This window comes from Ferrovibrio sp. (genome assembly GCF_029255545.1).
Taxonomy (GTDB): Bacteria; Pseudomonadota; Alphaproteobacteria; order Ferrovibrionales; family Ferrovibrionaceae; genus Ferrovibrio.
Genome location: NZ_JANLJJ010000025.1, coordinates 25438 through 37463 on the forward strand (window position 1 = coordinate 25438; position 12026 = coordinate 37463).

Below are 12026 nucleotides of genomic sequence, written 5' to 3' on the forward strand. Positions count from 1 at the left end.
CGGTCCGTTGCGAGACACCCCGTGCTGAGTTCCAGCCTTTCCGCCTTCACCACCACCACCGGCCTCGTTGCCATCGCCGAGATCGGCGACAAGACGCAGTTGCTCAGCCTGCTGCTGGTGACGCGTTTCCGCCAGCCGATGCCGATCCTGGTGGCGATTGCCTGCGCCACCGTCGCCAATCACCTGCTGGCCGCCGCTTTGGGCGTGTGGATCGAGGGCCTGGTCGAGCCGAGGATCCTGCGCTGGGCGCTGGCGGCTTCCTTCCTCGCCATGGCGGTGTGGACCCTGATTCCCGACAAACTGGACGAGAATGACACGCCAAAGGCGCGCAATGGCGTGTTCGTCACCACGCTGGTCGCCTTCTTCCTGGCCGAGATCGGCGACAAGACCCAGCTTGCCACCACGGCGCTGGCCGCGCGGTTCGACGCGGTGTTCCTGGTCACGGCGGCCAGCACGCTGGGCCTTCTGCTGGCCAATGCGCCGGTGGTGCTACTGGGCCAGCAGGTGGTGGCGCGCCTGCCGCTGAAGCCGATTCGTTTCATCGCCGCGATAGCCTTTGCTGCCTTGGGACTAGTCATGCTGCTGGTTGGATAGGCGGATTGCGGTCGGCGCCATTCAACCATTTGCGGTGGCGCCGGCCGGTTTTTTTATGGCGCGGACCGGGTAATATGCCGCCAATCCCGGACCGAGTGATCCCCCATGAGCAAGATTGCCGGCAAGCGCTACAAGGCGGCAGAGATCGAAACGCTGCTCGATGCGCTCAAGCGCCAGACCAGACGGGCCCGCAGCATGGCCGAGCAGGCCATCGCGCGGATCAGCCATGCCGCCTATGAACCCTATTACGAATATCGCGATTCGTTGACTGAGATTGAGGGCGTGCTGGTGCTGATCGAGGATCGCATGGAGCACGCCGAACCCGATGCACTGGCCAAGCTGAAAAACTATCACAGCCAGTTGATCGTCGATCTGCTGCGGATGAAGATCGACGTGGTGCTTCGGGTGTTCCCGGCACTGGAGGGCACCGATGTCCTGCCGATGGGCACCCAGAAAGTGTTCCTCGCCACCATCTGGGAACTGAAGGAAACCGTCGACCGGGTCGACCGCGAGCATATCGAGGGTGTGCTGGACGACGATGCGCGCAAGCGCCTAGTGGTGGCGGAAACCATCCTGCGCGAAGTCTCGGACCGGGCGCCCAAGCTGATGGAACTGGCCGCGCAGGAAGGCAAGCAGGCCTGACCGCGCGGCGGCCCCTGCTCAGGGCTGCGACAGCTCGTGATACTGCCGGGCATAGAACATGCGATGCGCCGTCTGGGTCAGGGCCGCCGCCTGCCGGTGGATCAGGTCGGGTACCTGCTCTTCGGGTAAATCTTTCAGCTGATAAGCGCCGGTGCGCATGCCATAACCCAGCCGGTCGCCCTTTGGGGTCAGGATCACCGCATGACGGCCGTCGCCCACCGCGACGTCGAAGTTATGCGCCAGCGCGATGCGGCCACCATCCTCTGGCAGATGGCGCAGGTCGACGCCAAAAAACGGGCTGTCATAAGACAGGCCGAGCAGGCCGAGCAGGGTGGGGCCGACATCGAGGCTGGAGCCCAGCACGTCGCGGCGTTCGGCGGGGATATGTTTCGGCGCCAGGAATAGCAGCGGCACGCGGAAGGCCTGCACCGGAATCTGCGCCGCGCCCCACACTTTCGGGCCATGGTCGCCGATCATCACGAAGATGGTGTCGTCGAACCACGGTTTCTGGCGCGCGGCATCAATGAACTGCCCAAGTGCCCAATCGGCATAAGCGGCGGCATGATCGCGCTTGTTCGGTGCTGGTTTGAACGGCACGCGGCCCTCGGGATAGAGGAAGGGCCGGTGGTTGGTGACGGTCAGCGCGGAGAACAGGAACGGCCCGGGTTGCGCCGCCAGTGCGTCGATGCGGTTGAGCGCTTCCTTGAACAGGTATTCGTCGGCCACGCCCCAGACCGTCTTGAAGCTGCGGTCGGCAATGTCCTTCTCGCCCCAGACATGGTCGAAGCCGACGGTTTCCCAGAAGTGGCCCATGTTGTCGAAGGCGGTCGGCCCGCCATACAGGAAGGCCGTGCGGTAGCCGAATTTTTTCAGCAGGAAGGGCAGCGAGTTCATGCCCTCCGAGCCGGCGCGTCGCGCCGTCGAGATGCCGGGGATCGGCGGGAAGGATGTGAAGATCGCCTCCAAAGCGCGCACCGTGCGGTCGCCGGTGGCGTATATGTTGGTGAACATCAGGCCTTCCCCGGCCATGCGATGCCAGTTCGGCGACATCGTCTTATGGTAATCCTTCTGGTAATCGAAGAAGACATCCTCGAAATAGACTGAGCCGTAGGATTCCTCGAGGATCAGCACGACATTGAGCTTTTTCGCCGGCGCCGGTCCGTTGTCGACATGCCGCCGCAGGCTGCGTTCGCCGGGCGCGGCGAGATTGGAGGTATTGTCCTGTCGCACCATGTCGCGCACCAGCGGCAGGGCTTGCTCCTCCGGGATGCCGGCATAGACGCCGTCGTATTTGCTGTCGTTGGTGAAATAGGCATTCAGCAGGCTATGCAGACCGTTGATCGCCAGTTCGTTGACCGTGCGATGCAATGCCGGTTCATAGGGACCGCGCAGCACGAAGGGCAGCGCAATGGCGGCGGCGAGCAGGCCGGCGGCCAGCGCACGGCGGCCTTCGCCGGCGCGCAGCGGTGTTTTTAACGCGATCTGCAGGCGATGGAGCAATGGCCAGTAGATCAACAGCACGACAATGCCGATCGGCGGCAGATACAGGCGCAGGTCGAAAGATTCGCGGATATTGCCGATCACTTCCTTGGGAAAGATCAGGTAGTAGACGGCGATGCCATTGAAGCGGCTGTTGAATTCCTGCCAGAAGAACAGTTCGGCCACCGCACTGAACACGGCGACGCCGAGCAGCAGGATCAGCAGGGCATGGGCCGCGATCCGTCCCGCCCGCCAGCCGAATGGCCGGCGCAACAGATACAGGCCGGCGAGGAACGGCAGGCCGAGCAGGATCGCCGTGGCGATGTCGTCGACGATGCCGATCAGCCATGCGATGACAAACGGCGCAACCGCCGCCGGCGTGTCGAGTGCGACCCATATCGTGAGGATCAGGCGCACGATCGTCGCCAGCACGACAAAAATGCCAAGGCAGAGCAGCCAGAAGCGCAGGCGCAGCGGCAGCCGGCCAGCCGTCGCAGGGCCACCGGCCGCGCGGCTGAAGAACGTGATAACGGATTGCATGAATATCCTGGCGGCGTAGATGATACGCCTGTCCGTAGCGGAGGCAGCTTACAGCAAACTTACGCGCCGGAGGGTTTTTAATCCTGCCGCAGGCTATGTAGCGGAAAATGCAGTACGAATTCCGCGCCGCCGCCGGGTGCGTCGCCAACCGTAACGCGACCGCCATGGCCGCGCATGGTTTCGGCTACGATCGCCAGCCCCAATCCGGCGCCCGGATGCTGCCGGTTCCGGCCGCGCCAGAAGCGTTCGAAAATCTGTTCCCGCTGCTCCACCGGTACGCCGGGACCATGGTCGCGCACGGCGATGCTACCATCGGGGGAAACCAGGACCATGACCTCGGTGCCCGGCGCCGTATGGGCGATGGCGTTCTCGACCAGATTACGCAGGGCGTTTTCCAGCGCGTCGGCCGAGGCTTCTACCAGCACCGGCTTTGAGCTGGCCGTCAGCGCCACGGATTTGCCGGCGCCGATGGCCAGCGGCGCGAGAAAGGCGACCACGGTTTCCGCCGCCGGATTCAGATCAAGGGTTTCGAATTTCAGCAAAGCGCCTTCCAGGCGCGATACCTGCAGTAGTTGGGCGACGAGCCGGTTCATGCGGCCGATATCACCGGCCAGCAGGCGAATATCCGGACCATCCTGCAATTCAGCCAGTCGCGCCGTCAGCACCGCCAGCGGCGTGCGCAATTCATGGGCGGCATTGGCGGTGAAGCGGCGCTGCATTTCGAAGCCCTGCTCCAGGCGGTCGAGCGCGCTGTTAATCGCCAGTGGCAGCGGCAGGATTTCCTCGGCCACGCCTTCGGTGGGGAGGCGCAGATTACGGGTTTGCGGACCAATCTGCCGTGCGCGCAGCGACAGCTCCTTGATCGGACGCAGGCTGGTGCGAATGGTCCAGATCGCGATGAACAGGGCGGCAGCCAGCACCAGGGGCAGAGTCCAGCCGATCCGCTTGGCAAACTCGCTCAACAGCGTGTCGATAAATACATCGGGATGGATGCGACCCTGGGCGACGAGGATATAACCGGCCGGCAATCCGGCGGTATCGAGCATGGCGTAGTAGGAGGATTCCTGGCCGTCGGCATCGAGCAGCCGGAAAACGGTTCTGGCCGGTACGCCGGAGCCAAGCGACAGGCCGGAAAAACTGCGTCGTGCCTTCTCGCTGGAGGCTGCAATGATCTGGCCCTGCGGGTCGAGCACGGCATACATGTAGCCGTCACCGGACTCGTGATAGGCCTGCTGCAGGGACGGCGGCAATTCCACGGTCAGGGCGCCATCGCGGACCTGCGTATGCTTGGCGATCTGGCTGGCCTGAACCTGCAGCCCGACATCGTCGAGATCATCCAGCGCGAACCAGGCATACTGGCTGATCACTAAGGCCACCAGCAGCATCGATCCGAGCAGCACGAAACCCAGCCGCCAGGCCAGTCGGGCCTGCAGCGACCAGCGGCGATCCTGCTTTTCCGCCGTCACGCCGCCGTCTCCGCCAGCATGTAGCCGACGCCACGTATGGTATGGATTTCGCCGGAGAAACCGCCGCCGGCCAGTTTGCGGCGCAGGCGATGCAGCAGCACCTCAAGCGAATTCGGCGTTACTTCGTCGTCGAAGCCATAAACGCGCTCCTCCAGGTGCCGTTTCGGCACCACGCGGCCGGCGCGGCGCAGCAGATTTTCCAGCAACGTCATCTCGCGGGCGGTCAGGGCCAGCAGCCTGCCATCCACCATCACTTCACGCCCGGCGGTATCGAAGCGGATATTGCCGGCCTCCAACACTACGCCAAGCGCGCCGCTTGGCCGTCGCAGCAGCGCTTTCAGCCGGGCTATCAGTTCAGGCATGGCGAAGGGCTTGAGCAGGTAATCGTCGGCGCCGGTGTTCAGGCCGGTGACGCGGTCTTCCACGCCGTCGCGTGCGGTCAGAATCAGCACGGGCGTGGTGTCCCGGCCGCCGCGCAGGTCGCGCAGGATGGCGAGGCCGTCTTCATCGGGCAGGCCGAGATCGAGCACCACTGCGTCGTAACGTGAGCCCGAGAGCGCGCCGCGGGCTTCATCCGCCGTCCCGACGGCATCAGTCGTGAAGCCGGCACGGGTCAGGCTGCGCTGCACGAGGTCGAGCAGGCTGGTTTCGTCTTCGATCAGCAGCAGGCGCATGATGACACAGAGGCGGGAATCCCAGGTTCGGCAGGCGGCGGGTCGGCCAGCATCGGCAGGCGGGCTTACCGGCAGCTTACGATCATTGATTTTGCCCAACATGGCCCCGGCCTGTCGCAAATTGAAGATGACAGTCTGGTAATTTGGCGATTTATCGCTGTTCTTCGGAGGCGTTTGCAGAATTTTCATAGTCGAAAAAGCCGGTCTGCGGCGAAATGGCCATTGCGCCCGTGCCCCGACTCCGAGTAGAAGGGCGGCGGGACACGCCCCCCCAACGGGGCGCTTACTATCTGGAAGGATAGACAATGACCAAGCCTGCCGCGCGCCCTATTCGTGCGCATTTTTCCTCCGGCCCCTGCGCCAAGCGCCCTGGCTGGACCCCTGAAATTCTGAAAAACGCCCTGGTCGGCCGCTCGCATCGCTCGAAAGAGGGCAAGGCCCGTCTGGTCGAGGCGATCGAGCTGCATCGCAAGATTCTCGGCATCCCGGCCGATTACCGGATCGGCATTGTGCCGGCCTCCGACACTGGCGCCGTCGAGATGGCGCTGTGGTCGCTGCTCGGCCCACGCGGCGTCGATGTGTTGGCCTGGGAAAGCTTCGGCTCCGGCTGGGGTGGCGACATCTCCAAGGAGCTCAAGCTCAAGGATGTCCGCACGCTCAAGGCCGGCTATGGCGAAATCCCTGACCTGAAACAGGTAGACTGGACTCGCGACGTGGTCTTCACCTGGAATGGCACGACTTCGGGCGTGAAGGTGCCCAACGGTGACTGGATCGCCGACGGCCGCGAAGGCCTGTCGATCTGCGACGCCACCTCGGCGGTGTTCGCTATGGACCTGCCATGGTCCAAGCTGGATGTCACCACCTGGTCGTGGCAGAAGGCGACCGGCGGCGAGGCGGCACATGGCATGATCGTGCTGAGCCCGCGCGCCGTGCAGCGCCTGGAGACCTATACCCCGGCCTGGCCGTTGCCGAAGATCTTCCGCATGGCCAAGGACGGTAAGCTGATCGAGGGCATTTTCAAGGGCGAGACGATCAACACGCCTTCCATGCTGTGCGTCGAGGACATCATCGACGCCCTGAAATGGGGCGAGAGCGTCGGCGGCCTGAAGGGTATGATCGCCCGTTCGGAAGCCAATCTGAAGGCGATCGCCGACTGGGCCGCCAAGACGCCGTGGGTCGGCTTCCTGGCCGCTGACCCGGCCGTGCGTTCCAACACCTCGATCTGCCTCAAGGTGGTCGATCCCTGGTTCACCGCTTTGGGGCCGAAGGACCAGGAAGCGGCGGCCAAGCAGATCGCCGCCCTGCTGGAGAAGGAAGGCGTCGCGCTGGATATCGCCGCTTATCGCGATGCTCCGCCGGGCCTGCGCATCTGGGGTGGCGCCACGGTGGAAACCGCCGATGTGGCGGCGCTCTGCCCCTGGCTGGACTGGGCTTTCGCCGAGGTGAAAGCTACCTACAAGCCGGCTGCGGCCGCCTGATCCGCTTTTGAACGGGCGCCGCGCAAACGGCGCCCGTTTTTCATCCATCTTTGAAAATCGAGGATTATCATGGTCAAGGTTCTGATTTCCGACGAACTGAGCCCGGCTGCCGTCGACATCTTCAAATCGCGCGGCGTGCAGGTCGACATAAAGACGGGTTTGAAGCCCGAGGAACTGCTCGCCATCATCGGCCAGTATGATGGCCTGGCGATCCGGTCCGCCACCAAGGTCACCGCCAAAGTGCTGGAAGCCGCCACCAATTTGAAAGTGGTCGGCCGTGCTGGCATCGGCGTCGACAACGTGGATATCCCGGCGGCCACCGCGCGCGGCGTCTGCGTGATGAACACCCCGTTCGGCAATTCGATCACTACGGCCGAGCATGCCATCGCCATGATGATGGCGCTGGCCCGCGAGATTCCGCAGGCCGACCGCTCGACCCAGGCCGGCAAGTGGGAAAAGAACCGTTTTATGGGCGTTGAGCTCTATGGCAAGACGCTGGGACTGATCGGCTGTGGCAATATCGGCTCCATCGTCGCCGACCGGGCCCAGGGCCTGAAAATGCGCGTGGTAGGCTACGATCCCTTCCTGACGCCCGAGCGTGCCACGGCGCTGGGCATCGAGAAGGTGGAACTGGACGAGTTGCTGGCTCGCGCCGATTTCATCAGCCTGCACACCCCGCTGACCGAGCAGACCAAGAACATTCTGGATGCCAAGGCTTTGGCCAAGTGCAAGAAGGGCGTGCGCATCGTCAACTGCGCCCGTGGCGGGCTGGTCAACGAGACCGACCTGAAGGCCGCTTTGGACAGTGGTCAGGTTGCCGGCGCCGCCTTCGACGTGTTCGTCACCGAGCCGGCCAAGGAAAACGCGCTGTTCGGCCATGAACGTTTCATCGCCACGCCGCATCTGGGCGCCTCGACCAATGAGGCGCAAGAAAATGTCGCGCTTCAGGTGGCCGAGCAGATTTCCGACTACCTGATCTCGGGCGCCGTCACCAACGCGCTGAACATGCCGTCGGTCTCGGCGGAAGACGCGCCGAAGCTGAAGCCCTACATGAAGCTGGCCGGGCAGCTCGGCAGTTTCGTTGGTCAGTTGGCGGAAGCCAACCTGACCAAGGTGATGATCGAATACGAAGGCCATGTCGCGACACTGAACACGCGCCCGCTGACCGCCATCGTGCTGGAAGGCCTGCTGCGCCGACAGCTCGACAGCGTCAACATGGTCAACGCGCCGCTGGTGGCCAAGGAACGCAATATCGAGGTTTCCGAGGTCAAGCATGACCGTGAGGGCGACTATCACACCCTGATGCGGGTCACCATCCATGCCGACAAGGTGCGCCACCTGTCGGGCACGCTGTTCGCCAACAAGAATCCACGTGTGGTGGAGATCAAGGGCATTGATATCGATGCCGAGCTGGGTCCGTACATGCTCTACGTCACCAACGAGGACAAGCCAGGCTTCATCGGTCGGCTGGGCACTGTGCTGGGCGATGCCGGCATCAACATCGCCACCTTCCATCTCGGCCGCGCGGCCCGCGGCCAGGAAGCGATCTGCCTGGTCGAGGTCGATGGTCCGATCCCGGCGGAAGTCGCCGTCAAGGTGAAGGAAATCCCCGGCGTGCGTCAGGTGACGCCGCTGCAGTTCTGATCCGTCAAGCGCGATTCGCCGCTTTACGCGGGTCGGGCCGGCCGCTTTACTGGCAGGATCTTTCCGTCACAGGGAGCCTGCCATGGCCCGCCCGACCCGCTTTGTTCTTGCCCTGATCCTGCCTCTGGCGCTGATCGCCTGCGGCCCGCCCTCGACCGATGAGGCTTTGCACAAAGCCGAGAAGGCGGCTACCAAGGCCGAACTGGAAAAGGCGTTGGGCCGGCCGAGCGAAATCCAGAAGCTGGGGCCGATCGAGCAGTGGAGCTATAAGACCAGCGATGGTTCGGTCACCTTCGTGATCGCCGGCGACAAGGTCACGCTCGCTTCGGGTGGCACGACGAAGAAAAACTAAGCCGCTGGCGGATAGCTGCGGCCGCCGAAGATGGCGCTGCCGACCCGCACATGGGTGGCGCCCAGCATCACCGCCGTATCGAAATCGCCGCTCATGCCCATGCTGAGTTGATTCAGGCCGTTGCGTTTCGCGATCTTGCTCAAAAGCGCGAAATGCGGTGCCGGTTCTTGTTCGGCCGGCGGAACGCACATCAGGCCCACCACCGGCAAATCCAGCGCGCGGCAGGCTGCAATGAAGGCATCGGCTTCCTGCGGCGCGCAACCGGCCTTCTGCGGTTCCTCGCCGGTATTCACCTGTATGAAGCAAGGCAGGCGACGGCCGCTTTTGCTGAATTCCCTGGCCAGTTCCTGCGCCAGGCTGACGCGGTCCAGCGTATGAATCACGTCGAAATGGACAACGGCCTGTTTCACCTTGTTGGTCTGCAGCGGGCCGATCAGGTGCAGTACCAGGTCGGGATGCGTTTCCCGCAGGGCGGGATATTTCGCCATGCCTTCCTGCACGCGGTTCTCGCCGAAATGGCGCTGGCCGGCGGCCATGGCCTCGGCTACCGCTTCGGCCGGGAAGGTCTTGGCCACGGCGATCAGGGTCACGCTGGCCGGATCGCGACCGGCCTCAGCCGCGGCTTCGGCGATCTGTCGGTGCACGGCGGCGAGGCGGTCTGAGATGGAGGCTTCGGGTGAGGCTTCCGGCGGGGATACGGTCATGGCACGCTGCGGCAATGGAAAAGCATCGCCGCACGCTAGCAATCCGTGCCGCCGGGCGAAAGCCCCGCCCCTTGCCGGAGCGTATCCTGCTGACCGATGCGCGGCGGCTGGCCGATCCACTTCCCTTCATGCGCCGCCTGCCGCCGGGCAGCGCGGTGATCCTGCGGCATTACGAATGGCCCTCCGCGCGGCGTCTGGCGCTGGCGCTGGAGATGAAGGCGTTATGCCGGCAGCGCGGCCTGCTGCTGCTGGTGGCCGGCGATGCACATCTGGCGTTGGCGACCGGCGCCGACGGTTTGCATCTGCCGCAGGGCCTGCTGCCAAGGGCGGCCGGGATGCGGCGCCATTTTGCCCTGGTGACGGCGGCGGCCCATGATGCGGGCGCGCTGGTCCGGGCGGCGCAGGCGGGTGCCGATGCGGCGCTGGTTTCGCCGGTCTTTGCCACCGCCAGCCATCCTGGTGCGCAGGGGCTGGGCATATTGCGGTTTGCCGCGCTGGCCGATCGGGCAAGGCGGCTTGGCCTGGGTGTCTATGCGCTGGGCGGCATCGATGCCGCCGCCGCGCGACGCCTGATCGCCGTGCCGAAAAGCGGCATTGCCGGCATCGGCGGGATCACGACATAAAAAACCGCCGCCATCCCGAGGATGGCGGCGGCGGGTAAAGCCGTCCGGTCCGGATCGGATCAGAACGTGTAAGCGTAGCTGAGCGAAAGAACCGCCGCCGGGCCGCAGTTGGAGCCGCCCGCGCAGTGGGTCTTCTTCAGGTCGCTGTCGACATACTGCACACCGGCGGTGAAGCCCCAGTAGGAGGCGAACAGACCGATGTTCCAGTCGAGATACTTGTCGTCGGTATTGCCGGCGCCGAAGAAATTCTCCGGCTTGTCGATCGACTGCTGGCCGATATTGGCAACGATCTTCGGCTGGAACTCGGTGACCGGGATCGGCACGGCGATGCCGGCGGTCAGGTAGGTGGCGTCACCCGAGTCGAGCTGGAAGTTCGGGCTGTAGTAGACGCCGGCGCTGGGGATGGCGAAGCCGAAATCATAGGCCGCGGTCAGTTTGGCTTCGGTGAAGTTGTAGGTCTCGGTACCGGCAGGCTGATCCAGGTAGGTGTAGCGGATCAGGCCGGCATCGAAGCTCAGCTTGTCGAAGGTGGCGCGGAAGCCGCCGACCAGATCGATTTCGGCGCTGACGCTGTTGTTGAAATCAACGTTGCTGCCCCAGAAGCCGAGGTAGCCGGTGTAGGTGTCGTTGATCTTGAACGCGCCTTCGCCGCCGAGCTGGAAGGCCGGGTGACCGTCGGTCTGGCTGATGCCGCGGAAATAATATTCCGACACGACCGCCGGGGTCAGGGTCAGGCTGAGGCGGTCCTCATCGGCCGCCATGGCCGGGGCAGTGGCCGAAAGGGCCAGGGCCGCAAAGGCGGCGCGCATAACAAACTTCTTCATAGGAACTTCCCTCCGAGATCCAATATTCGAAACCCAGAGCGACAATAAGCAGACAAGTTCCTATGCCACAAACGCTTCTCGGTTAAAATGACATTTGTCAATTGCAACTGTGGCTCTTTGGTTACAGTCCTGCATAGAACTAATCACGCTGAACAAAATCTGGGCAAAATGAGGCGGGATTTGTTTATTTCCACTGGGCAAAAACAAGGCGGAAACTGCCTATTTCTGCCGTTTTTTTGGAAGGCTAACCACGTATGAGCGAGAATACCCCGTTAATTCTAGTCGAAACCCCGGCTGATTCGGGTGGCGCCATCCGGGTGATCCGGCTGAATTTTCCGGCCAAGCGCAATGCCCTGTCGCTGGAGCTGCGCGCCGAACTGATCGCGGCCATGGATGCCGCGATGACTGACGGGGCGGTGCGCGCCATCGTGCTGACCGGCAGCGGCGGAGCCTTCTGCGCCGGCGGCGACATCTCTTCGATGCAGAATGTCGGCGGCGTCGCCGGACGGCAGCGGCTGGCCAACCTGCATCGCCTGGTGCGGCTGTTGCTGGCCGGGCCAAAACCTGTGATCGCCGCCGTCGAAGGCTATGCCTATGGCGCTGGCATGTCGCTGGCCCTGCTCTGTGACCAGATAGTGGCGGCGAGTGATGCCAAATTCTGTTGTTCCTTTGGCAAGGTCGGCCTGATGCCCGACATGGCCGCCCTGTGGACGGTGCCCCAGCGGGTCGATACCGGCTGGACCAAACGGCTGCTGATGCTGGCCGAGGAGATCGATGGCGAGACGGCCGGTCGCATCGGCCTGGCCGACCAGGTGGTGGCGCCCGGCGCTGCCCTGCCGGCGGCACTGACACTGGCCGGGCGGTTCGCCGTGCAGGCGCCGCTGCCGATGGCCTTCACCAAGGCCGCCCTGGCACGCGGGCCACAGTCGTTGGAAGCTCTGCTGGCGCTGGAGGCCGACGGTCAGGCCTTGCTGTTCAACAGCGAGGATTTCGCCGAAGGGCGCGA

12 protein-coding genes are annotated in these 12026 nt (G+C 63.9%); 7 read left to right on the top strand and 5 right to left on the bottom strand.

The annotated features are described in order from the left end of the window. Positions 1–21 precede the first annotated feature (21 nt). Together Q1J79_RS04345 and Q1J79_RS04350 are read left to right on the top strand one after the other, a co-directional pair. Positions 22–594, top strand: coding sequence for a TMEM165/GDT1 family protein (locus Q1J79_RS04345; protein ID WP_300297017.1), 573 nt, complete (start codon positions 22–24; stop codon positions 592–594). A 105-nt stretch (positions 595–699) separates the two neighbouring features. Beyond that, the gene (locus Q1J79_RS04350; protein ID WP_300297020.1) at positions 700–1236 is read left to right on the top strand and encodes a hypothetical protein; all 537 of its coding nucleotides are present in this window, start codon (positions 700–702) and stop codon (positions 1234–1236) included. Between the two features lie 18 nt (positions 1237–1254). Here the strand turns inward: Q1J79_RS04350 and Q1J79_RS04355 are convergent, their stop codons facing one another. The 3 genes from Q1J79_RS04355 to Q1J79_RS04365 form a co-directional block, all read right to left on the bottom strand. Next, positions 1255–3255, bottom strand: coding sequence for an LTA synthase family protein (locus Q1J79_RS04355; protein ID WP_300297022.1), 2001 nt, complete (start codon positions 3253–3255; stop codon positions 1255–1257). Between the two features lie 77 nt (positions 3256–3332). Next, positions 3333–4721: an ATP-binding protein gene (locus tag Q1J79_RS04360; RefSeq protein WP_300297026.1), complete on the bottom strand. Its 1389-nt coding sequence runs from the start codon at positions 4719–4721 to the stop codon at positions 3333–3335. Further along, a complete protein-coding gene (locus Q1J79_RS04365; RefSeq protein ID WP_300297029.1) occupies positions 4718–5395 on the bottom strand; it encodes a response regulator transcription factor in 678 nt (225 codons plus the stop codon). The genes Q1J79_RS04360 and Q1J79_RS04365 overlap by 4 nt, the downstream gene beginning before the upstream one ends. A 305-nt stretch (positions 5396–5700) precedes the next feature. On the opposite strand from Q1J79_RS04365, the gene Q1J79_RS04370 reads away from it, so the two are divergent. The 3 genes from Q1J79_RS04370 to Q1J79_RS04380 all read left to right on the top strand — a co-directional run bounded on the left by Q1J79_RS04370 (position 5701) and on the right by Q1J79_RS04380 (position 8869). After that, on the top strand, positions 5701–6873 hold the full coding sequence (locus Q1J79_RS04370) for a phosphoserine transaminase (protein WP_300297031.1): 1173 nt from the start codon (positions 5701–5703) through the stop codon (positions 6871–6873). Between the two features lie 69 nt (positions 6874–6942). Further along, the gene (gene serA / locus Q1J79_RS04375; RefSeq protein ID WP_300297034.1) at positions 6943–8517 is read left to right on the top strand and encodes a phosphoglycerate dehydrogenase; all 1575 of its coding nucleotides are present in this window, start codon (positions 6943–6945) and stop codon (positions 8515–8517) included. 82 nt (positions 8518–8599) lie between these two features. Continuing rightward, the gene (locus Q1J79_RS04380) at positions 8600–8869 is read left to right on the top strand and encodes a hypothetical protein (RefSeq protein WP_300297036.1); all 270 of its coding nucleotides are present in this window, start codon (positions 8600–8602) and stop codon (positions 8867–8869) included. Here the strand turns inward: Q1J79_RS04380 and Q1J79_RS04385 are convergent. Beyond that, positions 8866–9573 (bottom strand): YggS family pyridoxal phosphate-dependent enzyme, encoded by a 708-nt coding sequence (locus tag Q1J79_RS04385; RefSeq protein ID WP_300297040.1) that lies wholly within the window; start codon positions 9571–9573, stop codon positions 8866–8868. The two genes, Q1J79_RS04380 and Q1J79_RS04385, sit on opposite strands and share 4 nt — an antisense overlap. Before the next feature lie 71 nt (positions 9574–9644). Here Q1J79_RS04385 and Q1J79_RS04390 point away from each other — a divergent pair, with 71 nt between their 5' ends. Continuing rightward, on the top strand, positions 9645–10196 hold the full coding sequence (locus Q1J79_RS04390; protein ID WP_300297043.1) for a thiamine phosphate synthase: 552 nt from the start codon (positions 9645–9647) through the stop codon (positions 10194–10196). Positions 10197–10255: 59 nt separating this feature from the next. Here Q1J79_RS04390 and Q1J79_RS04395 read toward each other — a convergent pair whose 3' ends face one another. Then, positions 10256–11020 carry a TorF family putative porin gene (locus tag Q1J79_RS04395; RefSeq protein WP_300297046.1) on the bottom strand — a complete coding sequence of 255 codons (765 nt, stop codon included), beginning with the start codon at positions 11018–11020 and terminating at the stop codon, positions 10256–10258. A 254-nt stretch (positions 11021–11274) separates the two neighbouring features. On the opposite strand from Q1J79_RS04395, the gene Q1J79_RS04400 reads away from it, so the two are divergent. Then, a partial coding sequence (locus tag Q1J79_RS04400) for an enoyl-CoA hydratase/isomerase family protein (protein WP_300297049.1) occupies positions 11275–12026 on the top strand: 752 nt, incomplete at its 3' end.